The organism is Nocardia sp. bgisy134, assembly GCF_057708325.1.
In genome coordinates, this window is sequence record NZ_JBYIRW010000013.1 from 204009 (window position 1) to 228624 (window position 24616).

At 67.1% G+C, this 24616-nt stretch carries 21 protein-coding genes; 6 read left to right on the plus strand and 15 right to left on the minus strand.

The window, feature by feature from the left end:
- The first annotated feature begins 173 nt into the window (after positions 1-173).
- The gene (locus AC3ERS_RS23350; protein WP_431970184.1) at positions 174-1499 is read left to right on the plus strand and encodes a glycoside hydrolase family 1 protein; all 1326 of its coding nucleotides are present in this window, start codon (positions 174-176) and stop codon (positions 1497-1499) included.
- A 48-nt stretch (positions 1500-1547) separates the two neighbouring features.
- On the opposite strand, the gene AC3ERS_RS23355 is transcribed toward AC3ERS_RS23350, so the two are convergent.
- Positions 1548-2879, minus strand: coding sequence for a PucR family transcriptional regulator (locus tag AC3ERS_RS23355; protein WP_431970185.1), 1332 nt, complete (start codon positions 2877-2879; stop codon positions 1548-1550).
- 137 nt (positions 2880-3016) lie between these two features.
- Positions 3017-4636: an amidohydrolase gene (locus tag AC3ERS_RS23360; RefSeq protein WP_431970186.1), complete on the minus strand. Its 1620-nt coding sequence runs from the start codon at positions 4634-4636 to the stop codon at positions 3017-3019.
- A gap of 203 nt (positions 4637-4839) precedes the next feature.
- On the opposite strand from AC3ERS_RS23360, the gene AC3ERS_RS23365 reads away from it, so the two are divergent.
- Positions 4840-6060, plus strand: coding sequence for a cytochrome P450 (locus tag AC3ERS_RS23365; RefSeq protein WP_431970187.1), 1221 nt, complete (start codon positions 4840-4842; stop codon positions 6058-6060).
- On the plus strand, positions 6057-6620 hold the full coding sequence (locus AC3ERS_RS23370; RefSeq protein WP_431970188.1) for a TetR/AcrR family transcriptional regulator: 564 nt from the start codon (positions 6057-6059) through the stop codon (positions 6618-6620). The genes AC3ERS_RS23365 and AC3ERS_RS23370 overlap by 4 nt, the downstream gene beginning before the upstream one ends.
- 77 nt (positions 6621-6697) lie before the next feature.
- On the opposite strand, the gene ctaD is transcribed toward AC3ERS_RS23370, so the two are convergent.
- The gene (gene ctaD / locus AC3ERS_RS23375) at positions 6698-8452 is read right to left on the minus strand and encodes an aa3-type cytochrome oxidase subunit I (RefSeq protein WP_431970189.1); all 1755 of its coding nucleotides are present in this window, start codon (positions 8450-8452) and stop codon (positions 6698-6700) included.
- A gap of 399 nt (positions 8453-8851) precedes the next feature.
- On the opposite strand from ctaD, the gene AC3ERS_RS23380 reads away from it, so the two are divergent.
- Entirely contained in the window at positions 8852-9586 is a 735-nt protein-coding gene (locus AC3ERS_RS23380) for a TetR/AcrR family transcriptional regulator (RefSeq protein ID WP_431970190.1), read from the plus strand.
- Between the two features lie 37 nt (positions 9587-9623).
- Here the strand turns inward: AC3ERS_RS23380 and AC3ERS_RS23385 are convergent, their stop codons facing one another.
- The 3 genes from AC3ERS_RS23385 to AC3ERS_RS23395 all read right to left on the minus strand — a co-directional run bounded on the left by AC3ERS_RS23385 (position 9624) and on the right by AC3ERS_RS23395 (position 12153).
- Positions 9624-10613, minus strand: a complete 990-nt coding sequence (locus tag AC3ERS_RS23385) for an AurF N-oxygenase family protein (protein ID WP_431970191.1) — start codon at positions 10611-10613, stop codon at positions 9624-9626.
- Positions 10614-10736: 123 nt separating this feature from the next.
- Positions 10737-11432 carry a TetR/AcrR family transcriptional regulator gene (locus tag AC3ERS_RS23390; RefSeq protein WP_431970192.1) on the minus strand — a complete coding sequence of 232 codons (696 nt, stop codon included), beginning with the start codon at positions 11430-11432 and terminating at the stop codon, positions 10737-10739.
- Between the two features lie 37 nt (positions 11433-11469).
- Positions 11470-12153 carry a MerR family transcriptional regulator gene (locus AC3ERS_RS23395; protein WP_431970193.1) on the minus strand — a complete coding sequence of 228 codons (684 nt, stop codon included), beginning with the start codon at positions 12151-12153 and terminating at the stop codon, positions 11470-11472.
- Positions 12154-12253: 100 nt separating this feature from the next.
- On the opposite strand from AC3ERS_RS23395, the gene AC3ERS_RS23400 reads away from it, so the two are divergent.
- Together AC3ERS_RS23400 and AC3ERS_RS23405 are read left to right on the plus strand one after the other, a co-directional pair.
- A complete protein-coding gene (locus AC3ERS_RS23400) occupies positions 12254-13987 on the plus strand; it encodes a GMC oxidoreductase (RefSeq protein WP_431970194.1) in 1734 nt (577 codons plus the stop codon).
- A gap of 438 nt (positions 13988-14425) precedes the next feature.
- Positions 14426-15616 (plus strand): lipase family protein, encoded by a 1191-nt coding sequence (locus AC3ERS_RS23405; RefSeq protein ID WP_431970230.1) that lies wholly within the window; start codon positions 14426-14428, stop codon positions 15614-15616.
- A gap of 129 nt (positions 15617-15745) precedes the next feature.
- Here AC3ERS_RS23405 and AC3ERS_RS23410 read toward each other — a convergent pair whose 3' ends face one another.
- From AC3ERS_RS23410 to AC3ERS_RS23450, 9 genes are all read right to left on the minus strand, one after another.
- Positions 15746-16537 carry a hypothetical protein gene (locus AC3ERS_RS23410; protein ID WP_488186855.1) on the minus strand — a complete coding sequence of 264 codons (792 nt, stop codon included), beginning with the start codon at positions 16535-16537 and terminating at the stop codon, positions 15746-15748.
- A gap of 118 nt (positions 16538-16655) precedes the next feature.
- The gene (locus tag AC3ERS_RS23415) at positions 16656-17933 is read right to left on the minus strand and encodes a type III polyketide synthase (RefSeq protein WP_431970231.1); all 1278 of its coding nucleotides are present in this window, start codon (positions 17931-17933) and stop codon (positions 16656-16658) included.
- A 160-nt stretch (positions 17934-18093) separates the two neighbouring features.
- Positions 18094-18705: a phosphoribosylanthranilate isomerase gene (locus AC3ERS_RS23420; protein ID WP_431970196.1), complete on the minus strand. Its 612-nt coding sequence runs from the start codon at positions 18703-18705 to the stop codon at positions 18094-18096.
- A 10-nt stretch (positions 18706-18715) separates the two neighbouring features.
- The gene (locus AC3ERS_RS23425) at positions 18716-20173 is read right to left on the minus strand and encodes a nitrilase-related carbon-nitrogen hydrolase (protein WP_431970197.1); all 1458 of its coding nucleotides are present in this window, start codon (positions 20171-20173) and stop codon (positions 18716-18718) included.
- Between the two features lie 157 nt (positions 20174-20330).
- Positions 20331-20993, minus strand: a complete 663-nt coding sequence (locus tag AC3ERS_RS23430) for a response regulator (RefSeq protein WP_431970232.1) — start codon at positions 20991-20993, stop codon at positions 20331-20333.
- Positions 20990-22117 carry a sensor histidine kinase gene (locus AC3ERS_RS23435; RefSeq protein ID WP_431970198.1) on the minus strand — a complete coding sequence of 376 codons (1128 nt, stop codon included), beginning with the start codon at positions 22115-22117 and terminating at the stop codon, positions 20990-20992. Before AC3ERS_RS23435 ends, AC3ERS_RS23430 begins: the two co-directional genes overlap by 4 nt.
- A gap of 73 nt (positions 22118-22190) precedes the next feature.
- Positions 22191-22415, minus strand: a complete 225-nt coding sequence (locus AC3ERS_RS23440; protein WP_431970199.1) for a hypothetical protein — start codon at positions 22413-22415, stop codon at positions 22191-22193.
- Positions 22416-22882: 467 nt separating this feature from the next.
- Positions 22883-23350, minus strand: a complete 468-nt coding sequence (locus tag AC3ERS_RS23445; protein ID WP_431970200.1) for a hypothetical protein — start codon at positions 23348-23350, stop codon at positions 22883-22885.
- A gap of 449 nt (positions 23351-23799) precedes the next feature.
- Positions 23800-24282, minus strand: coding sequence for a hypothetical protein (locus AC3ERS_RS23450; RefSeq protein ID WP_431970201.1), 483 nt, complete (start codon positions 24280-24282; stop codon positions 23800-23802).
- Between the last annotated feature and the right edge of the window lie 334 nt (positions 24283-24616).

Consider the following 24616-nt stretch of genomic DNA (forward strand, 5'->3'; position numbering starts at 1 on the left):
GAAGCCTGCCGCCGGTTGTGGTCGCGGCGCCGAGCCAGCTTGCCGCACAACGCAATCCTCCCCCGATGCGGTCGGGCGACCAGTTACAGTGTTCGCCGTGACCCCACCCGGCCCGGTGTCCTCGGATACCGGAGGTCTATGAGCGCCGGTCACCCGTTCGGAACAGGAGTTCGATGCGATCCCCCAGTCGCCGCCGAGTCTTGGCCATCCTCGCCGCCACCACCGCCGCGCTGCTCGTCGGCGGCAACGCGCCGGTGCAGGCCCGCCCCGCGCCGCCCACACACGTGCAGCCCTTCGGCAGCGACTTCCTGTGGGGCGTCGCCGCGTCCGGTTATCAGTCGGAAGGCCATGCGCCGGACAGCAACTGGTCGCGGTACGTCGCCGCGGGCAAGACCGAGGATCCGTACGGGAACGCCATCGACTTCTACAGCCGGTACCGGTCGGACATCGAACTCGCCGCCCAGCTGGGCGTGCGGGTGTACCGCATCGGCATCGAATGGGCGCGTCTACAGCCCCGGCCCGGCGAGTGGGACGAGGCCGGATTCCGCTTCTACGACAACGTGATCGCCGCGATCCAGGCCGCGGGCATGCGGCCGATGCTGACCATCGACCACTGGGTCTATCCGGGTTGGGAGGTCGACCGCGGCGGCTGGCGCAATCCGGCCATCGTCGAGGACTGGCTGGCCAATGCCCGGCGCGTGGTCGACCGCTACGCCGGCGCCGACCCCCTCTGGGTGACCTTCAACGAGCCGATGATGTACGTGCTCAACGAGGTGCGCCACGGCAGCCTCGGCGCTGCCGACGTACCCGCCATGCACGACCGAATCGCCCGGGCGCACAACGCCGTCTACGACCACATCCATGCCGTGCAGCCCGGCGCGATGGTGACGAGCAATGTCGCCTACATCCCCGCCGCAGAGGACCCGGTCAACAAGCCGCTCATCGACAAGATCGCCGCCAAGCTGGACTACGTCGGCATCGACTACTACTACGGCCTCTCCCCCGACAACCTCACCGGGATGACCAACTTCACCGAGCTGTGGAAGAACCCGCTGCAGCCCGAGGGCATCTACTATGCGCTGCAACACTATTCGCACGCCTTCCCCGGCAAGCCGCTCTACATCGTCGAGAACGGCATGCCCACCGAGAACGGCCTGCCACGCTGGGATGCCTACAGCCGCGCCGACAATCTGCGCGACACCGTCTACTGGCTGCAACGCGCGAAAGCCGACGGCATCGACCTGATCGGGTACAACTACTGGAGCCTCACCGACAACTACGAATGGGGTTCCTACACACCGCGTTTCGGCCTCTACACCGTCGACGTGCCGACCGACCCCACGCTGACCCGGCGCCCCACCGACGCCGTCGCGGCCTATCGCGCCATCACCGGCGAAGGCGGCGTCCCGGCCGACTACCTGCCGACACGACTGCCGAAGGAGTGCTCCTTCGTGGACGCGCTCGCCAGCTGCGCCGATCCGGTCACCATTCCCCGCTGACCTGTCCACCCCGCCGTGCGGCTCGACCGCCGCACGGCGGGCGTCCCGTCAGGAACGCCGTACGCGGGGCGACTCCGCGATGTCGTGCACCACGGCGTCCTGCTCGCCGCCGCGTTCCGGCTCGTCGTAGCCGGCGAGAGGGGGCATGGTGCCACCGGGATCTCCGCTCCGGTGCGCGCGGGCGACCAACGCAGAGCGCAGATACCACAGGCCCGAGGCCTGGGTCGGATCGAACGCGATCAGTTGACCGATCCGCTTGAGGCGGTAGTCGACGGTGTTGGTGTGCACGTGCAGCAGGCGCGCGGTCCGCTGCCGGTTGAGGTTGGTGCCGATGTGCACCTGCAGGGTTTCCAGCAATTCGGGGTAGTCGTCCAGCGGATCGAGCAGCGAGCCGAGGAAGTCGCGCGCCGGGCCGGGGCGGGTGAGCTGATATTCCAGCGCCAGGTCGTTGAAGCGGTACAGACCCGACACGCTGTTCATCCGATGCACCATGTCGAGCAGTTCGTGCGCTTGGTCCGCCGCCTGCGGGATGCGGTCGGGCGCGGCCTCGACGGCGCTGGCGCGCACCGGAACCTGGGCGGCTCTGGACAGGTGGGTGATCAGTTCGTCCAGCTGCGCGTCGGCGAGGGTCGTGGTCGGAATGAGGATGGTGCCGCCGTCCACGCTCAGCAGCGAGAGGGCGCTGTCTCCGCACCGCGTGGCCAGCTCGGCCTGCAGCCTGCGCAACTTGCGACGGGCGACCACCTTGCCGTCCAGCGCGGGATTCTTCTCGTCCCGGTGCGGCGGCACCGCCAGCGCGAGCACGTGATAGGACTCGGCGATCTGGATGCCGCACTCGCGTGCCATGGTCGACGTGCTGTTGCCGCCGAGCAGCGCCGAGGTCAGCGTGTGCACGGCCGTGTGGTGTTCGCTCACCACGGCGCGTAGCTCGCGCACGTACGCCACCGAGACCGTGGTGATGATGGTGTCGAGAATGTCCATGAAGCGACGGGCCACGTTCACCAGGCTCTCGTGGTCCTGGGTGGTGGCGTTCGCCAGGATCAGATCGAAGCCGAGTTTGAAGCCCTCGTGAATGGCGTGCTGGATGGTGTCGATCGGAATGCCCTCGCGCGCCCAGCCCGCGGCCGCGGCGCCGACCCGCTCGATGTCCTCACCGCCCTCGTTGCCGTCGAGCATCTGCACGGCCAGCTCCAAGCACACCCGGGTCACGGCGGTGACGTCCCCGCTCAGCGCCTCGCCGGGCAGCGTGCCACACGGCACCACGTTCTTCACGAAGTGCCCCACCATGCGCTGGGACAGCGTCCTGGTGTCTTTGAGGTGCGTCGAGACCGGGCGGCCCGAGACGATCAGATCGGGATCGGCCATGTTGGGGGCGGTCATAGCGGGTCCTTCCGGCCGGAATTGCACAGCGATCCAACGTAACGGGAATCACGGTACGGTGGGCCGCCTCGACCAGGGATTGTGAGACTTGGGTCCGCTCCGCACGGGCATTTGTGACATGTGACAGAGGACGCGGATCAGGCTTGGAAGGTCGGCTCTCCGCCCAGGTACGTGGCGTGCACCCCGATATCGGCCAGCTGCTCCGGCCGCACCCGCCGCGGATCGTGGTCGAGGACGACCAGGTCCGCGTACTTGCCGGGGGTGAGGGAGCCGGTGATGTCGTCGGCGAACAACTGGTAGGCCGCGTCGATGGTCTGGGCGCGCAGCGCCTGATCGACGGTGATTCTTTCCTCCGGCGCAAGAACGCGTCCGCTGCGCGAAGTCCTCGTGACCGCGGCGGCCATGTTGCGCAACGGCTCCTCCTCGGTGACCGGGCAGTCGTTGTGGAACGACACGCGCATACCCGCATCGAGTGCCGATCGGGTGCGCACCCAGTTCGCACCGCGGTCGGGGCCGAACAGGTCGTCGACGAGCACGTCGCCCCAGTAGTAGACGTGGTCGACGAACAAACTGCACGTGATGCCGAGTCGCGCGGCGCGCTGGAACTGCTCCGGGGTCATCGCCCCGCAATGCTCGAGGCGCAGCCGATGATCCGGGCGCGGATATCTGGCCAGCGCGCTTTCGTACACGTCGAGGATCAGGTCCACGCCGAGATCGCCGTGCACGTGGCAGGCGATCTGCCAGCCCATCGGGTAGTACGCGCCGACGATGCTGTCCAGCTGCTCTTCGGAGTAGTTGGCGTGGCCGCGGTGATCGTGGCCGAGTCCGAGCGCGGCGGTGGCCGGTGTGTTCAAGTACGGGAACGAGGTGTCGATGTTGCCGACCCACGGCGACCCGTCGACCCAGATCTTGATCCCGATCTGCCGGAACATGTCATCGCCGTTGTCCAGCGGACAGTACGTCTCCCCCGCCGGATCGGCCATCTCGTAGGCGCGCATGCGCACCTTGGCCCGCTGCTGTTGGTAGAGCGCGCTGGTCAACGGCCGCATCTGCTGGGCGAAAGCCATGTCGCTGCACAGCGTGACGCCGCGCGCGGCGAGGTCGGCGTGTTCGCGGGCGAGCAGGTCCGGGCCCACTAGCTGGTCGGCGAGGATGGGCCCGATGACCGACAGCACCGCGGGCGCTTCGTAGACCTTCCCGGTCATGTGACCGTAGTCGTCCCGCGCGTAGTGACCGCCCGCCGGATCGGGCAGGTCGTCGGAGAGACCGGCGAATCGCATGGCGGCGCCGTTCGCCCACGCCAGGTGTCCGGAGTTCTGCCAGATCACGATCGGCCGGTCCGGCCCGAGCTCGTCCAGCCAGGCCCTGGTCGGCTCGGGAAAACCCGTCTGCAGCAAGACATCCAGGCCGTAGAAGATCAACGGACGCCCGGCGGGAGCCGTGGCGACGGTGCGCAGGATCTGGGCGTGCGCGTCCTCCGCGCTGGGACAGGTGGTGACCGGGCGAATGTCGATCACGGTGTCGGAGTAGAGCATCTGGTCCTGGGTCGGATGAGTGTGCGCCTCCACGAATCCCGGCATCAGGCAACGATCCCCCAGATCGACCACCTCGGTGCCCGGCCCGAGCATCGCCAGGACCTCCGCTCCGCCGACCGCGGCGATCCGTCCGCGGGACACGGCGAGCGCGCGGGCGCCCTCGTGCTCGGGATCCATCGCGAGGATCGCGCCGCCGGTGAAGATCAGATCGGCTGTGCTCATCGGAACCTCCGTGGATGCGGTCGGGCCGGCGGACGAGCTCAGCCACTCGATTGCGAAGAGTTTGCGCAGACGACGATAACAGCTGGTGTCGCTGTTTCGTGTACACAAATGGGGTTTGCCGATGCCCGTCCGGGCCTCGATCCGGCAACCATTTACTGAAACATGTTCTAGACAAAGGCAAACATTCGTCTTACGATCGAGATATGCAGACAGCTTTGTCACATACAGGCGGGTTCGTCCTCCGGTCCGGCGACACCTGGCGCGATCCCTGGCCGATGTACGCCGCGCTGCGCGACCACGATCCGGTCCACCGCGTGATCCCGGCCGACCATCCCGACGAGGACTACTACGTGCTGTCTCGCTTCGGTGACGTCTACGACGCGGTGCGTGACGCGCAGACCTTCTCCTCCGCCTCGGGCATCACGGTCGACTACCACGATCTGGAGAAGATCGGACTGGGCGAGAACAAGCCGTTCGTGTTCACCGACGCCCCCGACCACACGATCTTCCGTCGCCGGGTGGCCAAGGGATTCACCCCACGTCAGGTCGAGGAGATCCGGCCCGCGGTACGGCGATTCGTGGTCGAGCGCATCGAGCGGCTGCGCGAGGCGGGCGGCGGCGACATCTCCGTCGAACTGTTCAAGCCGCTGCCGACCATGGTGGTGGCGCACTATCTCGGTGTGCCCGAGGCCGAGCGGGCGAAGTTCGACGAATGGACCGACAGCATCGTGGCCGCCTCGGCGACCGGCAACGTCTACTCGGCGCAGGCCGCCGTCGGCGAGCTCACCCAGTACTTCACCGCGATGATCGAACGCCGCCGCCTGGAACCGGCCGACGACACCGTCACCCACCTGGTGGCCTCCGGTCTCGGCGAACCCGACGACATTCCCGGCATCCTGCAGATCATCGGCTTCGCGTTCACCATGATCACCGGCGGCAACGACACCACCACCGGCAATCTCGGCGGCGCGGTGCAATTGCTCACCACGCATCGCGACCAGCGCAGGCGCCTCATCGAGGACCCGACCCTGATTCCCGGTTCGGTCGACGAATTCCTGCGGCTCACCTCTCCGGTGCAGAACATGGCGCGCACCGTGACCAGGGACGTGGAGATCGAGGGCGTCACCATCCCCGCAGGCAGGCGGGCGCTGCTGCTCTATGCCTCCGCCAACCGCGACGAACGCGAATTCGGCTCGGACGCCGCGGAATTGGATGTCACCCGCAGACCGAAGACCATCCTCACCTTCGGCCACGGCAACCACCACTGCCTCGGCGCGGCGGCCGCCCGCATGCAGGCCACCATCGCGCTGCAGGAGCTGCTCGCCCGCTGCCCGGACTTCACCATCGACCTCGACGGTGTCCGATACGCGGAGGGCAACTACGTACGGTGGCCGGTGCACGTTCCGTTCGTGGCGAGCGCATGAGTGCCGACTGGCTGGCCGAGGGGCGCACCGAACTGGCCGCGCAGCGAATCCTCGATGCCGCGGCGCGCCTGTTCGCCGACCGGGGCGTCGCCGAGACCCAGATGGGCGATATCGCCAAGGCGGCCGGGTGTTCCCGCGCGACGGTCTACCGCTACTTCGAGAACCGGCACGCGGTGCGGCTGGCGTTCGTCCACCGGGAGGCGCGCCGCATCGGCGCCGCGGTGGTCGCCGAGGTCGACGGGATCGCCGATCCGGGCGAGCGGATCGTGACGGCGGTGCTGACCGCGGTGCGCGCGGTGCGCGCCGACCCGCTGCTGATCGCCTGGTTCCGGCCCGCCGACGCGGGACTCGCCGTGGAGATCGGGCAGTCGTCGCAGGTCGTCGTGGCGCTCGCAGCCGCATTCCTGCCGGATTCGATTGCCGGGGAACGAGATCGGGCGCAGCTGGCGCGCTGGCTGACGCGGCTGATCGTCTCGCTGCTCACCGTCCCCGGTATCGACGACGCCGACGAACGCGCGATGCTGGAACACTTCGTCGCACCGCTGTTCACCCGCGCCTGACCGCAACACAGCCGAAGGCCACGGACACCGAAGCTGTTGTCACAGAACGGTGTCCGCGGCCTTCGCGAGCGACGCGCCTAAGGCTCCCGGTCGGCCGCCGTCGCGGCCGGTTCGCTGACGGCTTGGCCGTGCCGCGGCGCGCCCCAGCCCACGTGCGCTTCGGCGCGCATGCGGTCGACCATGTGCGGGTAGTGCAGTTCGAATGCCGGTCGCTCCGACCGGATCCGGGGCAGTTCGTAGAAGTTGTGTCGCGGCGGCGGGCAGGTGGTGGCCCACTCCAGCGAATTGCCGTAGCCCCACGGGTCGTCCACCGTGACGGGCTCGCCGTACCGCGCGCTCCTGAAGACGTTCCAGATGAAGGGCAGCAGCGAGGCTCCCAGGATGAACGAGCCGATGGTGGAGATGGTGTTCAGCCCGGTGAAACCGTCGGAGGGCAGGTAGTCGGCGTAGCGACGCGGGAAGCCCTCCGCACCGAGCCAGTGCTGCACCAGGAAGGTGGTGTGGAAGCCGATGAACGTGGTCCAGAAGTGCCACTTGCCGAGCCGCTCGTCGAGCATGCGGCCGGTCATCTTCGGGAACCAGAAGTAGATGCCCGCGTACGTGGCGAACGCGATGGTGCCGAAGAGCACGTAGTGGAAGTGCGCGACCACGAAGTACGAGTCGGATACGTGGAAGTCCAGCGGCGGGCTGGCCAGGATCACGCCGGACAGACCGCCGAACAGGAACGTGACGATGAAGCCCACCGAGAACAGCATGGGCGTTTCGAAGGTCAGTTGACCGCGCCACATCGTGCCGATCCAGTTGAAGAACTTCACGCCGGTCGGCACCGCGATGAGGAAGGTCATGAACGAGAAGAACGGCAGCAGCACCGCGCCGGTGGCGAACATGTGGTGCGCCCACACCGCGACCGAGAGCGCGGCGATGGCCAGCGTCGCGTAGACCAGCGTGGTGTAGCCGAAGATCGGTTTACGCGAGAAGACCGGGAAGATCTCCGAGACGATGCCGAAGAACGGCAGCGCGATGATGTAGACCTCGGGGTGCCCGAAGTACCAGAACAGGTGCTGATACAGGATGACGCCGCCGGTGGCCGGGTCGTAGATGTGGCCGCCGAGGTGGCGATCGTAGGCGATAGCGAACAGCGCGGCGGTCAGGACCGGGAACGCGAGCAGGATCAGCACGCTGGTGACGACGATGTTCCAGGTGAAGATCGGCAGCCGGAACATGGTCATGCCCGGTGCGCGGAGAACGACCACGGTGGTGATCATGTTGACCCCGCCGAGGATAGTGCCCAGACCGGAGACGGCCAGGCCGAGGATCCACAAATCGCCGCCGACGCCCGGCGAGTGCATGATGTCGCTGAGCGGCTGGTACGCGGTCCAGCCGAAATCGGCCGCGCCGCCCGGCGTCACGAAACCCGCGGTCGCCATGGTCGCGCCGAACAGGTACAGCCAGTAACTGAGGGCGTTCAGACGCGGGAAGGCGACGTCCGGCGCGCCGATCTGTAGTGGCAGCACGATATTGGCGAACGCGAAAACCACGGCCGTCGCGTAGAACAGCAGCATGATCGTGCCGTGCATGGTGAACAGCTGATTGAACTGCTCGGTGGACAGGAACTGCATGCCCGGCCGGGCCAGTTCGCCGCGCATGAGCAGCGCCATCAGTCCGCCGATCATGAAGAACGACATCGACGTGACCAAGTACATCTGGCCGAGCACCTTCGGGTCGGTCGTGGTGACCAACTTCAAGATGAACGAGCCCTTCGGTCCCACCCGACTCGGGTACGGCCGGACGGCCTCGAGTTCCGGCTCCGGCCTGGGAGCTACGGCAGTCACCACATCCTCCTCGCGCATCAGATTCCGGTCCGTAGCACGTGTCGCCGCTGCGGATCCCCACGGTCGAACGACGGCGAGCATACGCCGGGCGATTCCGCAAGAGTGGAGTTTCGTCCACTTGTTGCCGTGTCGTTGTGCGTCGCACGACCAGCGAAAGTGTGGACCGAACCCATTTTCGTCGAGCGGCCGCCGCACGCTTCTCCGCCGCGACACACCGCGCCGACCGTGATCCGCCCCTCGAGTCGACGTCGCTCGGTTAGTGTCGGGACGTCATGACCGCCGGGCTCGGTGCCCTAGCGACACCACCCTGCGGGTCCGGCGGTCATGCACCACTCGTCCCCCGCGGCCTCGGAATCGACAACGCCGCCCCGGGTCTCGCCCGTGCTCTAGACTCGAGCCGTGCCGACGTCCTCGTCACCCGCCCCGCAGCCGACCGGTGGCAGGCAGGCGCGCTGGCAGCCGCACAACGATCGGCGGCGCGAGCGCATCGTGACGGCCTTGATCGAGCTGATCGAGGAGACGCCGATGGGCGTCGAGGTGCCCATGCAGCAGATCACCGAGCGCTCCGGATTGTCGAAATCGGTTGTCTACCGCCAGTTCTCGGGGCGCGACGAACTCGACCGGCGTACCAGGACCGCGATCGGCGATCGGTTCACCGACGACATCGACACCGCGCTCGACATCTCCGACGGCTCCATCCGTGCGATCCTGCGCCGCACCATCGCGGCGGTCGTGGACTGGATCGACCGGCACGCGCGTCTCTACGACTTCCTGCGCCATGGCCCCGCCCTCGGCGACCCCGACGATGTAGACGCCGTGAGCAGCCTCGAAGACCGGATCGCGGGCCGCACCCGCCAGCTCGTGTCCGGTCTGGCCGGAGTTGTCGGCGTGGTGGACGAGGCGGCCGCGGACACGATGACTTTCGCCATCGTGTCCATGACGGAAGCCACCGTGTCGCGCTGGGCGCGCGATCCGGACCGTGCCATGGGCCGCGACGAGCTCGTCGCCGAACTCGCCGGTTACGCCTGGAGCGTGCTCGACGGAGTGGCGCGGGCACACCGGATCACCCTGGATCCCGACGAACCGCTGCTCGCCGCGCTCGCGCGGCTGTCGAGCGTCGACACCGCGCCCTGAGCCGCTGCCCTTCGCGGAAGGGGCGCGTGAAAAGTGCTCAGGCGATGCGGCGTTCGGGTTCGCTGCGGTAGCGCGCGGCGTCGCCGTCGATGTGCAGCATCGACCACACCCGCTTGGTGACCGGGTTCATCAGCCCCAGTTCGCCCGCCAGCTTGCGGATGTCGCCGAAGTAGCCGGACAGGATCCGGCGCGACTGCGGCCCCTGCCAGAACGCCTCGCGGAACACCTCGCGCGGGACGTCGAACTGCCTGGCGAACGAGCGCGACGGCACCATGATCTCCCCGGCCAGCCAGCGCATGGCCAGCGGAAACGCTAAGGCGCACACGGCCTTACCCGCCGGGCTCATCCGTTCGATGTGTGCCTTCAGGAACTCGTTGGCGAAGGAGATGTGCCGCGCCTCCTCGGCGATGTGAATCTCCATGGTGCGCAGCACGGCGGGCGGGATGTTGCCGCCGTCGCGGATGATCGCCTTCTGGTAGTGGTCGATCGGTTCCTCACCGCCGAGAATGCCGATGAACAGGATGACGTGCGCGTAGCCGCCCGCCACGCCGATCAACGGGGACAGCGCGCGGAAGATCGGCCGCATGCCGGGCACGTCGTCACCGATCCGGTTGACCAGCTCCTGGAACATCTGGATGTGGTTGCACTCTTCGGTCATCTCGTGCAGGCAGTAACGGAATTCAGGAGAGCCGTTGGGCAGCTTCATGATGTACTGCATCATCCCGCGGATCAGCACGCTCTCGAAGGCCGCGCCCACCTTGATCACGTTCGCGGTCCGCCAGCGGCCGATCTCGATCTGCCGCTCCCGCGGCAGGTTCCGGTACCAGTCGGTCGCGCCGAGCGGATCGAACTCCGGGGACAGGATCCACCGGGGATCGTCCTTGTCGATCGCGAACTCCGGTCCGTCCCAGTCGATGTCCAGGTACGGGTCGAATTTCCGGTGCACCGAACCCTCCGACAGGGTGTCCAGCGTCTCCCAGTACTCCCGATCGAACAGTCCGGTACGAACCGATTCGGACAGCGTCATCGATGCCTCCTCGCTCCTGCCGACGCTCGGCGCCGGCACTGCGCACGCTCCTCGCGTGGTGTGATCCAGAATATATGGGACTGGCGGTCCCACACAATGGGGCGGGTGAGGTTCGTCCGGAGGTCAGTCGCGGAAACCCAGCAGATCCAGCAGGTTGTCCAGCATCAGTTCGAACAGTTCGGCGCGGTCGGCGAAGGTGTCGCGCCCGTACATGTCGAACACGTCGAAGCTCACCGCGCCGAACAGCGCACTCCAGACCGAGACGCCGCGCGCCACCAACCAGTCCGGCACGTCCAAGCCGAATTCGTCGCGGACGGCCGCGAAACTGCCCGCCAGCGCGGTGGACACCCGCACCGGCCGGGCGGGCTCCACCAAGCGGCCAGCCCGGTAGGCGTCGGCGAAGACGTGCAGCAGGGTGGCGATCACCCGCACGCCCGGGTCGACGGTCTGCTCGGCGGGCGCTTCGTAGCCCGGCACCGGCGAGCCGAAAAGCAGTCCGTACCAAGCGGGTTCGGCCAGTGCCCAGGCGCGTACGGCGCGGCCCGCCACGCGCAGCCGCTCGGCCGGATCGTCGGGCGCGTCGATCAGGGCGGTGTCCACCGCGTCGCCGAGCGCGTTGTAGCCGTCCACCACGAGCAGGGTCAGCAGCTCGTCGCGGCTGCGCACGTACCGGTACACCGCCGAGGACACGACGCCGAGATCACGAGCCACCGCCCGCAGGGACAGCGCCGCGGCGCCGTGCGTGGCGAGGTGTTCGCGGCCGATCCGCTTGATGTCCTCCATCGTCTGGGCCCTTGCCCTGGCGCGCGGCGTGGTCATGGCAGCCACTTTAGAGTGAACACTGCTCGCGGTTTCGTCAGCCGTCCAGTTCGCGGACCGCGCGCTCGATCTCGTCGGCCAGGGTCGCGCCGCCGACCTCCCAGGCGGCGGCCCGGAAGCGCTCACGGAACCGGCTCAGGTCGGTGCCGATGCCCTCGCCGCCGTAGCTCGTCGCGGCGGCGTCGCGGAAGGTGCGCACCATCTCGTCGGCCAGCTCCGCGATCCTGGCGCGGATGAGTTTGCGCAGCGCGCCGGCGAGTGTGATGTCGGTGCCGACGTCGTAGAGGATCAGCGCGCCCTTGAGCATCGGCTGGTCGGGGATCCGCCAGCCGTCCTCACATCGTTCGACGTACTGCGCGGCGATGAGCTCGTCGAGGACGTCGGCTCGGCGATCGCCGAGCAGCGACGACAGTTCGTCGTCGTCGATGACGACCGACTGGTCCGCCGCGCCCGCGTACCTCGGATCGAGCACCGAACGCCAGTCGGCGTTGGCGCCGCGCTGAGCTTCGGCGTCGAACACCTCGCGGATCGCTTCCAGGCGCAACCCGCGCGCCTGCATACCGGAGATGTCGCGCAACCGATCCAGATGCTCGTCGGTGTACACCGCCTCCTTGCCCGCGCGACCGGGTTTCGGCAGCACACCGAGCGAATGGTAGTAGCGGATGGTGCGCGCCGGTACGCCGCTGAGGTCGGCCAGCTGGACTCGGCTGTATCGGGACACGCGAATCAGCATAGAGACCCCGCCGATCCTTCGTTGACAGCTCCTACTGTCCACATTAGCGTAACGCAGGTCACTGCCGACAAACCGAGGAGTTCCGCGCATGTCCCAGCGAGCAACCGACTTCGATGTACTTATCGTCGGTTCCGGTTTCGGGGGCAGCGTCACCGCGCTGCGCCTGGTGGAGAAGGGCTACAAGGTCGGCGTGCTCGAGGCGGGTCAGCGCTTCGCCGACGACGAGCTGCCCAAGACCAGCTGGGACCTGCGCAAATTCCTCTGGGCGCCCGCGCTCGGCTGCTACGGCATCCAGCGCATCCACCTGCTGCGCGATGTGCTGATTCTCGGCGGCGCGGGCGTCGGCGGCGGTTCGCTCAACTACGCCAACACCCTCTACGTCCCGCCGGAGCCGTTTTTCCAGGACCCGCAGTGGCGCGACATGACGGACTGGCGCGCGGAGTTGACGCCCTACTACGAGCAGGCCCAGAAGATGCTCGGCGTGGTCCGCAACCCGCACATGACACCCGCGGACGAGATCTTCAAGAAGGTCGCCGAGGACATGGGTGTCGGCGACACCTTCGTGCAGACCCCCGTCGGCGTGTTCTTCGGCGAACCGGGCAAGACGGTGGCCGACCCGTACTTCGGCGGCGTCGGACCCGAGCGCACCGGCTGCGTGGAATGCGGCGACTGCATGGTGGGCTGCAAGTTCGGCGCCAAGAACACCCTCGTGAAGAACTACCTCTACCTGGCCGAGCAGGCGGGCGCCGAGGTCGTCCCGATGACCACGGTCACCGCGCTGCGGCCGCTACCCGACGGCACCTGGGACGTCGCGACCAAGCGCACCGGCGCACTGGTTCGCAAGCAGCCCAAGGCCTACACCGCCGCGCACGTGGTGCTCGCCGCGGGCACCCGGGGCACCCAGAAGCTGCTGTTCGACATGCGCGACAAGGGCGTGCTGCCCGGCCTTTCCGATCGTCTGGGTGTGCTGACCCGCACCAACTCCGAGTCGATCGTCGGTGCGGCGACCAGGAAGGTCACCCCCGGCGTCGACTTCACCAAAGGCGTGGCGATCACGTCCTCGATCCACCCGACGCCGGACACCCACATCGAACCCGTCCGCTACGGCAAGGGTTCCAACTCGATGGGCCTGTTGCAGACGCTGATGGTGGACGGCGGCGGCCGCATCCCGCGCTGGCTGCGGTTCGTGCTGCTGATACTGCGCCACCCGATGCAGCTGCTGCAGTTCCTGAGCACCAAGAACTGGAGTGAGCGCACCATCATCTCGCTGGTGATGCAGCACCTGGACAACTCGATCACCACCTACACCAAGCGCGGCCTGTTCGGGCGCAAGCTGACCTCGAAACAGGGCCACGGCGAGCCGAATCCGACATGGATCCCGGTCGGCAACGAGGTGACCCGCAAGGTGGCCGACGAGATCGGCGGCATCGCGGGAGGTAGTTGGGGTGAGATCTTCAACGTCCCGCTCACCGCGCATTTCCTCGGCGGCGCCACCATCGGCGCGGACCCGGCGCACGGCGTCATCGACGGCTACCACCGCGTCTTCGGCTACCCGACGCTGAGCGTGGTGGACGGCGCTGCGGTCTCCGCGAATCTCGGCGTGAACCCGTCGCTGACGATCACGGCGCAGGCCGAGCGCGCGGCCGCCTTCTGGCCCAACAAGGGCGAGGTGGATTCCAGGCCCCCGCAAAGCGCCGGATACCAGCGCATTTCGCCGACCGCCCCGGCCAAGCCCACGGTCCCGGCCGGCGCACCCGCCGCGCTCGTACTGCCGATCACGCCGGTGCGCCCCGCCGATCAGGAGGCGCCGGCGGCGGGGTGACCGCGACCGGATGACGGATCCAGCGGCCCGTGGCCATTCGGCCACGGGCCGCTGTGCCGTCGGGTGAGATAGCTATGCGATCGCCCAGATACTGATCGAGACGACACCCGCCGATCGAGATGCAGGCGCAGGACGGATCATAATCTGCGGCCGCTGGCCGCGCTTGTGTCCAGAGATCTCCTCCCTCAGGCGAAACAGCAGCTAGAAAGCTGACTCTCGGTCGCTTTCTACGACTTCTCCACCTAGATCAGCACCTTCGGAGTCGATTCGGGACATGCACGCCGAGACTTCGGCTTACCCTTTGACGTGTCGCTGAGTATTTGCTGATATAGCATTCGGATTGAAGATTGCTGGTCGACGAAATCCGCGCACTATTCGTGGAGGTCAACGCTCGTGACTCGTCCGTTTCTTCGTTTTCTCGGCGCCAAGCGCAACCGTGTGACCGACGTACTCGGCGCACTCGGAGGTTCAGCACTCGGGCTGCTGCTCGTCGCGACAGCAACCGCGGCACCGTTGTATCCGCGGCCCGATCCCGACCCGTTCTACGCCGCGCCGCCAGATCTGGCGGCGCACAGACCCGGTGACGTGCTCGAAGTCCGGGAGATGTCGCCGCTGCTGCTCTTTCCCGGCGCCACCGTGCGGCTGGTCGAATTCCGGTCCAGCGACTCGCACGGCGCACCGATCGCGGCGACCACCACGATCGTCACGCCCGCGGGCCACCGGCCCGACGCGCCGCTGCTGTCATATCAGCACTTCATCAATTCGCTCGGCACCGACTGTGCCGTATCGCGCAAGCTGTACACCGGCGATCTGAATCTGACGACCACGGCGCCGTTCCTGAACGTGTTTCTGCAGCAGGGCTGGAGTATCGCGCTGCCGGATCATCTCGGGCCGCAGTTCGCCCTCGGAGCCGCCCGGCTGGGTGGTCAAATCACCTTGGACGGCATCCGTGCGGCCAAACGACTACCCGAGCTCGCCCTGCACGACAGTCCCGTGGTGATGGCCGGTTACTCCGGCGGAGGCATCGCCAGCTCGTGGGCGGCGGCGCTGCAACCGTCGTACGCGCCGGAGCTGGCACTCGCGGGCGCGGCCATCGGCGGCGTTCCGATGAACCTCGTGACCATGGCGGAGGCGGTGCGCGACGGTTCGCATCCGGCCTTCGGACTGGTGATGGCGGTGGCGATGGGTCTGGAACGGGAGTATCCGGACCAGGTGGCGCTCACCTCGTACCTCAATCCACGCGGTCTCGCGGTCCGCGACGCCCTGGCCAACAGCTGCACCAACGAACTCCTCGCCATAGGCGCCAACACCGGTGTCCGCGACTACGTCGCCAACACCTCGGTGTTCGACAGCCCGGAAGCCCGGGCGGTGGTGGAGCAGAACAGCCTGGAGCTCTACCCCGGGGTGCCGCAGATACCGATGTTCGAATGGCATTCGCCGACCGACCCGCTGATTCCGATCGACGCCATCGTCAACACCGACAGCCGCTGGTGCGGGGCCGGGGTGCCGTTGCAGACTTTGCGAGTGTCCGCGCCCGAACACCTGTCCGCCGCGATGATCGGCGCACCCCAGGTGCTGGACTGGCTCGGCGCCCGGGTTCGTGGTGAGCCCGCGCCCAGCAACTGCTGACGCAGCGACGGTTCGAGGCCGGCGGCGCCCACGAAGGGTCAGCCGCCGGCCATCGGCCCGACGAGGGCGAGATGAACATGCCGCCATCGCGCATCCTGAGCAACCGCGCGGTCCACGCGTCGTGAATGGTCAGAACGAGTCTGCCGACACATCCATGTCGTTCGGCGGATCGCCGAGCAGGACGAATGTCTGACCATCCTCTAACCGAATCTCGCCGCCTTCGAACTTTTGAAAGAAGCGCCCCGGCGCATCGCCTGCCTGCTGGTCGGTGGACGGGAAGCCCAGATCCCCGCTCTCGCTTCCTTTGTCTTGGTAGGCAATGAAAATGGGTCCCGACACCTCGAAAGTGCCCAACCCCTTTTTGAACCAAAGGCCGCTCAGAATTCCGGGTATTCCGCCCCCGGAACGCAACCGCATTGCTCCCTTGGTCCCGATGATGGGTAACGTCGGCGAATCGTGTTCGCGGCCGGTCGCATTACGCACTTCGACTGCCTTTCCGGCCAGCTTCGCGTCACACAGATCGAAGAGGACGCAATGGCGATCGAGTTTCGCGAGCGTGCGGGGTCCCGTGAGTCCATCGATGAAACCGTTCGGGTCACCGGGCGGAAAACGGATGTCGTAATGCGTCTTGTAGGCCTTCACCGTCTTCGTCGTCAGCGGCCCGTAAGTACCGATGACGAACTGGGACCGGTCGGACACGGGTGTGTCGATCCGCTGCGTCCAGGTCAGATCGAACAACGCTTGCTGCACCTTCTTGACGCTCTCCGGCGGGCTACCCGCCTGAAGCTTCTTGGTGCCGGTATCCGGATCGTTGAGAATCTCTTCCAGCAGCGCGTCCTCGTCGAAACGCCCTGATACAAAGCTTGCCATCATTTCCTCCGCTCGTCGCGACTGCCTGTCGTGCGACACCTCGCGAGCCACGGCTGCACCCGTTGGGCCGGGCCGCCGGTGCGATCAGGAGCGAAGTTCCTCGGATCTGCCCGCCGAAGCGCGTGGTGACACGATCCACCCACGGCGCGAGCGATTCCTGCGTACCCGACTACTCGAATTGCCGATCCATCAAGCGACGCTCGACGCCACCACGAACTCGGTTGGGAGGCGACGCCCACCGGCCGCTTGCCGACCGGGACGACCGCACGACGGCGTGGGAAGCCCGCACAACGTCGAAGACGAATCCCTCGATCGTGACGCCCGGCGCGAACGAGAACGCGACGCCCGTCGAGATCGGCTTGTCCGCCGCAGCCTCACCGGCGATCCGTTCGAGCACGAAGATCAGTGAGACGCTCGACATGTTTCCGTATTCACCGAGAACCCGCCAGCTCGTCGACGAGGCTTCCGGCGGGAGGCCGAGCGATCGCGCGGATTCGAGCAGGATCTTCGGCCCGCCCGGGTGGATTGCCCACACATCGATGTCTTGGTGCCGCAATCCATTGCGGCGCAGAACGTCTCCGACGACGGGAGCGACGCCGTCGTAGATGTACTGGGGTACGTTCTCGGACAACTCGCACGTGATGCCGTCGTGGTTGACGCCGACCGCGATGCCGTCTTCGGTGCCCTCGAACAGGTGGGTGAATTTGTCCCGAATGACGATCGTCCCGGCTTCGACCTGCTCCTCCCCTCGGTTTGCCCCGATGACGACCGCGCCGCAGCCGTCTCCGAACAGGCTGCGGATCACCGCGTCGTCGATGTCTTCGACGGGGACGGCGTGCACCGAGTTGAGCTCGATGCACAAGACCATCGCCTTCTTGTCCGGATTGGCCTGGACAAAGTCCGAGGCGGTGCGAATTCCGTTCATCGCTGCCGCGCAGCCCATGAAGTTGACCACCAGGCGAGCGATCGACCGAGGCAGTCCGAGTTCTTCGACGACCGCGGCATCGACGCCGGGCGCGATGACGCCGGTGCTCGTGGCGAACACGAGAAGTCCGAGGTCGGCAGGGTCGACACCGTCGAGCGCGCGTCGCGCCACATCGACCGCCAGTGGAACGGCGTGGCGGTAGAACAACTGCATGCGATCCTGGATCGTCGCCGTTTTGCCGCCGGGCGCATGAACTCGAGGATCCAGCGGGTCCACCGCGAACCGCCGGGTGTCGATCATGGTCTTGCGGAAGATGCGCCTGATCCGGCTTTGCTGCTCCGGATCGGTGAATTGCCCAGCAACCCAGTCCGCTGCGACGGATTGGTCGAGGACCAGGCTGGGTGCACCGGTCGCAATGGCTTCGATGACGGGTACGGTCGTCGGCGGCGCCGACGAAGTTGCGTGCTCATGCGCTTGCGTAGCTGTGCGGGTGAGGAGTGCCTGACCAAGGGTGATCGACATAAAGCCCGTTCTTCCTCGCTCGAGTGATTGGGGAATGGGTACTCCCATCGTCGAGTAGCGAACGCTCAGCAAATAGTCACCCCGGGGGTGTGGATCCCCACACCTCGGTGTCCGATGTTGCTCGAGTGCGATACGTACGCCTGCCGGCAAGCGATCGCGGTCAAGCCCCGCCGATGCTGCGCGCCGCGGTGATGAAGTCACGAACCTTCTGCAGGTCCTTGACGCCCGGGCTCGCCTCCACACCGCTGGACACATCGACGCCCCACGGCTGTACAGCGCGAATTGCCTCGATGACGTTGTCGGGGCCCAGTCCGCCCGCGAGCATCCACTTGCCCTCGGGTTTGCGGGCACCGAGCTTGGAGAGGTCCCACCGTTCACCGGACCCCGGCTTCGGTGCGTCCAGAAGCAGCGCCTCCTCGCCGAATGCGCCAACGGTGAGGTCGGGGTCGCTCTTCAGTGACGTCGCCCGCCATACTCTCGGCACGATCGTCAACGCGTTCGTGAAGTCCTCGCGCGTGTACGGACCGTGCAACTGCAGCACCGCCACGCCGAGCTTCGCGGCGTTTTCCGCGGCATCGGCGGCGGACATGTCGTTGACGACGAGGACTGTGTCGACCCGGTCACCGGCCGCCGCGATGATCTCGGCAGCCGCACCGAACTCCAGTCGCCGGGGGCTGGTCCGGTTCATGACGACACCGATCGCGTCGGCGCCTGCCGCGATGGCCGCGTCCGCAGCGGCAACGGAGGTCAGTCCGCAGATCTTCACGTACACGGGAACGAACCTACCTTCGCGCCCGTGCACGGACGGTGCCGGATCCCGCACCGGCCGGCGCGGTGCGGCGGGCCGGCGCGAATCCCGCGGCGGCACAGGCTGCCGCCAAGACCGCCGCGAGCCATCCGAACCAGTCACCGAAGCGTGCGTAGAGGGTGGCGGAAGTGTGCTGGGGGATGTCGGCGATGACGGTTCGGTCATGCGCAGTGTCGGTCGCCGCCGAGGCCACTACACGGCCGGTGGCATCGCCGGCGACCAGCTCGCCGAGTTGTGCTGCGCGGGCGACGCCGACGCCGGATTCGACGCCGCGCAGGACTGCCATGCGGCTGTGGAGCCACTTGTCGACGGTGAAATCCAATGCCGGGACCAGCATCAGGGTGGCGCCGCGGTTCCGGTTGGCGCGCACGAGGCTTGGGCGGTCCAGGTCGTAGCAAATCGCGAGTGACCATGAAGTACCGGGGACTTGCTGCCATGCGGTGCCTGGGCGCAGCTCGTCTTCCAGACCGGGAATCAAGTAGTGCTTGGCGTAGACGACGCCGGACGGATACGCGATGGCGGCATTGACGGCGGCCTCCGGCCTGGCGAGAACCAGCCCCGCGACCACGGTCGTATGGCGCCGCGCGGCGACCTCGGTCAGCGGACCGGACAGCATGGGGAGTGTGGATTCAGTTGCACGCCAGGATTTTTCGGGAAGTACAACCACCTCGGCGCCCTGATCGACGAGTCGTTCTATCTCGGTGACGGCACGCGCGACCATATCCTGGCCTGCTGCGCTGTCGACCGGAACGTAGTCATCGGGCTGAGCCAAGGCGACGAGCCCGACGCGAACCGCCGCCGAGTCCGTGGGCAGGGCGATCCGCGTGTAGCCGAAGGCGAGTGTCGCCGTGAGCAGTGCTGCTGTGCCGCTGCCGAGGCGAAGCCGTTGCGCGCGGGTCACATTCGGTGCGGTCAACACCGCGATCGCGGAGGAAGGCAGCATGATCAGAAAAGTGATGCCCCACGGACCGGTGAGTGCGGCGGACTGAATGACGGGCAATACATCGGTCTGGGTGTATGCCAGGCTCCACCACGCACCGATCGAGCCGAAGACCGAAATGAGGTACTCCACTGTCACCCAGCCCACGGGTAGCGCGAGCAGAGCCAGCCCAGGGCGGTTGCGCACCAGCAGCGCGCGAGTGAGCAGGACCAGCAGGCCGAAAGCCACCGAGGTGCCGCCGAGCAGCGCCGCCGGTGCGACCGGCGGCTGTTCGAGCGTTCCTGTGAAATACGGCCAGAATTGGCAGGCACCGCCGAGCCAGGACAGCAGCCCGGCAAGGAATGCCACACCGCCCGACGCCCTGGAGGCGAGTAGCAGCACCGGCAGGGGCGCGAGGAAAGCAACGCACGGCAAAGGGTGCAGGCCGGTGCCGAGAAACCACAGCAGGGCCGACAGAACGATTGCCACGCAGGCGGTTACCAGACGCTTCAACGGTGAACTCCTCGGATCTGGGAAGGTCACCTGGAATGCTCGTCATGCGGCGGACACGACGCATCGCCGACAAGAATGAACCGGCACTCCCTCTCGAGAGCGGTTCGAATCCAGCGTTTCGCGCTGTCGGCCCGTCGCAGCGCCACCGCTCGGACGCTCAGGCGGGTGTGCCCGGAACGACCAATCCTGCTTCGTACGCGAATACCACCGCCTGCAGACGGTCTCGCAAGCCCAGCTTCGAAAGCACAGAGCTGACATGCGTTTTGACCGTGTGCTCGGAGACCACCAGCGCCGCGGCGATCTCCGCATTCGACTGGCCTCTGGCGAGTTGGCGGAGACAGTCGCGTTCGCGTTCGGTCAACTCGGCCAGTCGGTGCGCCAGGTCGGGCCGGGGAGCGCCGCGACGAGTCAGGTCCTCGATCAGCCGGCGGGTCACCGTCGGCGCGAGCAGCGACTCCCCCGCCGCTATCACCCGCACCGCCGAGACCAACTCCGCACGACGCATGTCCTTCAGCAGGAAGCCGCTCGCGCCGGCGCGTAGCGCGGCGTACACATATTCGTCTGCGTCGAACATGGTGAGTACCAACACCTTTGCCGCCGTACGGGCGCAAATCTGCCGAGTGGCGGCGACGCCGTCGAGGCGCGGCATTCGCACATCCATCACGACGACGTCCGGCGCTGCCGCGATCACTTGGTCGACGGCGTCCTGTCCGTCGGCCGCTGTGCCGACGACGGAGATATCGGGTTCCGCGTCGAGGATCATCTCGAATCCGACGCGGAAAAGCTCTTGGTCGTCGGCGATGAGTACACGCATGTTCAGCTCACCCTCGCGATGGGTAGTTCGGCGAAAACGGTGAACCCGCAATCGGATCGGACGTCGTGCAGCAGGCCGCCGCACGCACTGACCCGCTCCCGCATTCCGCGCAGGCCGTACCCGGCCGAATACGCGCCCGAGGCGTCGCCTGTACCGTCGTCACGGACCTGCACCGTCAGCCACTGATCGGACCAGCACAGCACCACCTGCACATCGCTGGCATGTGCGTGCTTGACCGTGTTGGTCAGCGCCTCCTGCACGACCCGGTATGCAGCGACCTCGACCTCGCCGGGCAACGTCCGGGGCGTGCCGTACGCACGGTAGGTGGCGGTCAGCCCGGCACGCTTGGTCAGTTCGACCAGGTCGGCGATCGCCGCGATACCTGGCTGGTGTCGAGGATCGGCGTCGCCGCGCAATGTCTCGAGACTGCCGCGCAGTTGTCGCACCGCATCACGCCCGGTGTCCGCGATACCGGCGAAGACGGCGGCGGCGCGATCGGGATCGGTGTGGGTGAGCAGGGGGCCGGTCTCGGCCTGCACGATCATCAGCCCCACCGCGTGGGTGACGATATCGTGCATATCCCTCGCGATGCGGACCCGCTCGTTGGCGACCGCGGCCGACTGCTCCTCCTCGAGCCGCAGCGCGCGCTCCTGCAGCAGAACGATGTGAGCGTGTCTGGCCCGCACCCCGGTTCCGAGCGTCCACGCCGTCAGAAACGACATCGCCGCGTAGCCGTACGCATCCGGAGATTCGTTGGGCACGATCAGCGAGATCAGGATGCCGATGATCCCGCTCACGGCGGCGACCGCGCGGCGCGCAGGCGGGCTGTAGGCGGCAATCGTGTACGCGCACACGATGGTTCCGTACGGCAGCGCGGGCATAGCGCCGACGCAGGCAAGCCAGATGAGCGCCGGGCCGACCACGCTGAACACGACCAGCGGCGCCCGGCGCCGCCACAGCACAGGCACCGAAGCGGATGCCGCCAGCAGCAGCACCCACCACGACCGCCCCTCGAACACCACAGGCAGCGTCGTAGCCGCCGTCACCGCCACGGTGAGGGCGGTATCGACCACCAGGGTCGGCAAGGGCGCAAACAGCGTGGCGGGCCGCGCATCACCACGGATCTTCACAGCGAACCAGTCTTGCACGGCGTGGCCGACCACCGCCAAAGCCAGTCCCGCGGGCGGTCATTCGAGCCTCCGGTCAGAGCCGGAAGATGCGCCCGCTCACTCCCCAACCGGCGCTGGACCAGTTGGGGCCGAAGCAAGCCACCGTGCCCGCCTGCCCGTCGGACAGGTCTTCGCGCGCCGTGTACTGGCCCAGAATCGGCGGAAAGGCGGTGAAATTGTATCCGATGCAATCGATCTCGAGTCGGTAGCTGCCCGCACCGCCTTGGCAGATCCCGTTGTAGGCCCATGGGCCGTTCATCGATCCTGAGCAGCCGGGCTCGGCGGCGGCCGTTCCGGTGGCCGTCCCCGTGAGGGCCACTGCGACAGCGGGAGTTGCCAGGCACATCGCCAGTGCTCGAGCCGAGATTCGCATACTGAGCTCCGAATGTTGTTGTGGTTGATTACATGGGATGCATTCGAAGCTATTCCGCAACACGTTACAGAGTTGTCGCAATCTCCTGCCGAGAGACGGGTGTGCGAGTGGCTGGAAAGCATAGAGCCGAAAGGCATTTGGCGTTACCGGGAGCTGAGCTAGCCGGTGTCGGTCCGGTCGAAGCGGCCGAGCGACTGGGCATCGGCCGCAAGACCGGATAACGGTGGCGGCACGCGAACGGAGGACTGCCTCCCGCGCAGGATCGCACCGGAGTCGAGAGCATCTGATCCGACTTTTGGCGTTTCGACATCGGCGGCATCGGTCTCTACTCGAGGTGGATGGAGGGCCACCCGTCACGGGCGTTCGGGCGTTCCCCTGCCGCTGTCGCGGGCTTCGATCGCCTTGACGGTCTTTCCGAAGGCCTGCTTCAACACGGGTCCGCCGACGGTCCCGACCACGACTCCCAGGACCCGTCCCTTGAGGTTCTTGCCCTCGCGCACCACGACGACATCCACATCGGTCGTCCCATCGGGCCGGCGCGTGAAGGTGTATGTGTGACCCGAGTGGCCGCCCCACACGTTCGAGTCGGTGGTTGTCATGACGACGCGGTCGGGGTCTGACCAGTCGTAGTGCAGGCGTTCCCAGATGCCGTGCGAGCCCTCCGTGACGTCGGCTTCACGTCGGCCTTGGTCGTGGACCTCGAGATATCGGTCGGCGCTGTTGCCGAACACCTGCGAGCGGCCCGGCCCGAAATCGGTCAGCGCCGCCACGAACTGCTCCGGTGTCGAACTCGTCGTCTCCTTGAAGTGGATGGTGGACATTGTTTGCTCCTTCGCTATGGGATGACCGCTTCCGGGTGGGCGGGTTTCAGGGGCGCGGTTCGGACACCGAATCCGCAGCAGTTGAGACCCTGGGCGGGTGGCAGGCCCTAGTTGCTCCCGTCGGCATCGACGGCCCTGGTTCGAAGCCAGGAGGTGAGGACGATCTGAGCGAGGTGCTTTTCGAAGTGTTCGGGCAAGCTCTGGAGTGCGCTCGAACCGGCCCATAACACCGTCCGCCCGAGATGATTCGCGGGATCGCCCTCGACGTGCGCGGTGTTCTCCTATCGATGAATGATGATCTCCGGCGCATGCCAGCGCAAGGCTCGGGCGTGATCGGAACGATGTGCTCGGGTGATCCAGCGCGACGCCGGTGGACACCCCGCCGAAGTTCGACCGGTTCGTCTTCCGCGAGGACGACCCACGCACCCGCGCTCGCGTGTCAGCCGGTTTCAGGCCGGTGAGCTCGATATTTCCCAGGCTTCGATCGGGTCGCGGGAATACCAGTGTCCGGTCCATTCCCGGCCGGATGCCAGCGCTGCGTAGAACTCGCTGTCGTCGGGCAACTCGGGGGCATGGGCCGTGACGACACCGGGGCGGTCGCTGTGGAATCGGCGGGCGCGTTCGACCGCGCGAGCGGAGAATTCGGCATGGTAGGCGCGTTGGATGATCAGCCATTCGTCGGCGGTATGCCGGTCGGGGTGTCCGGTGTGGTCGAGGGGGTAGTGCATCTGGTGCGCCATCCGCGCCAGTTGTTCACCGGCATGCTCGAACAACCATGCGATCCACGCCGGAACCTCCGGTTGTACGGCCAGCGCCCGGGCGGCGAACCCGCTGTGCGTGGCCGAGACTTCCCGATCACGCTGCACCGCAGCGAGGACGCTTGCGAACGCGACGGAGTCGATGCGGTCACCCTCGCGATGCTTACCTCCCATAGCCGATGACTCTAGGCGGTCGGGCGGGCCGTGGCCGCCGCTTCGCGTGGGCGTGTCCGGCTCGGAGCGCGCGGAGTATCCGGGCAGGTGGAGTCATCCTCGACGACCGCTTGCGGCGCGGCGCGGCACCCATCTGAGCCGAGCTGCCGACACCGTTGACCATGGCGTTGTCGCCGAGTCGGTGGCCAGCCCCATCGCCGACGTCGGGCGTCGGGCGTCGGGCGTCGGCGCGATGATCACCCGGCCATCGGTGAAATCGTGGTCCCCGGCCGCCGTCGACAGCGGTAGCGTAGTGGTCAGCGTGCGGTCGTTTCGATCGAAGTGGCGAGGGCAG

Excerpts from the sequence above, each read along its gene's own strand:
- AC3ERS_RS23350 (WP_431970184.1), top strand. The coding sequence starts at position 174 with ATGCGATCCCCCAGTCGCCGCCGAGTCTTGGCCATCCTCGCCGCCACC.
- AC3ERS_RS23355 (WP_431970185.1), bottom strand. The coding sequence starts at position 2,879 with ATGACCGCCCCCAACATGGCCGATCCCGATCTGATCGTCTCGGGCCGC.
- AC3ERS_RS23360 (WP_431970186.1), bottom strand. The coding sequence starts at position 4,636 with ATGAGCACAGCCGATCTGATCTTCACCGGCGGCGCGATCCTCGCGATG.
- AC3ERS_RS23365 (WP_431970187.1), top strand. The coding sequence starts at position 4,840 with ATGCAGACAGCTTTGTCACATACAGGCGGGTTCGTCCTCCGGTCCGGC.
- AC3ERS_RS23370 (WP_431970188.1), top strand. The coding sequence starts at position 6,057 with ATGAGTGCCGACTGGCTGGCCGAGGGGCGCACCGAACTGGCCGCGCAG.
- AC3ERS_RS23385 (WP_431970191.1), bottom strand. The coding sequence starts at position 10,613 with ATGACGCTGTCCGAATCGGTTCGTACCGGACTGTTCGATCGGGAGTAC.
- AC3ERS_RS23390 (WP_431970192.1), bottom strand. The coding sequence starts at position 11,432 with ATGACCACGCCGCGCGCCAGGGCAAGGGCCCAGACGATGGAGGACATC.
- AC3ERS_RS23400 (WP_431970194.1), top strand. The coding sequence starts at position 12,254 with ATGTCCCAGCGAGCAACCGACTTCGATGTACTTATCGTCGGTTCCGGT.
- AC3ERS_RS23415 (WP_431970231.1), bottom strand. The coding sequence starts at position 17,933 with ATGTCGATCACCCTTGGTCAGGCACTCCTCACCCGCACAGCTACGCAA.
- AC3ERS_RS23440 (WP_431970199.1), bottom strand. The coding sequence starts at position 22,415 with ATGAACGGCCCATGGGCCTACAACGGGATCTGCCAAGGCGGTGCGGGC.
- AC3ERS_RS23445 (WP_431970200.1), bottom strand. The coding sequence starts at position 23,350 with ATGTCCACCATCCACTTCAAGGAGACGACGAGTTCGACACCGGAGCAG.
- AC3ERS_RS23450 (WP_431970201.1), bottom strand. The coding sequence starts at position 24,282 with ATGGGAGGTAAGCATCGCGAGGGTGACCGCATCGACTCCGTCGCGTTC.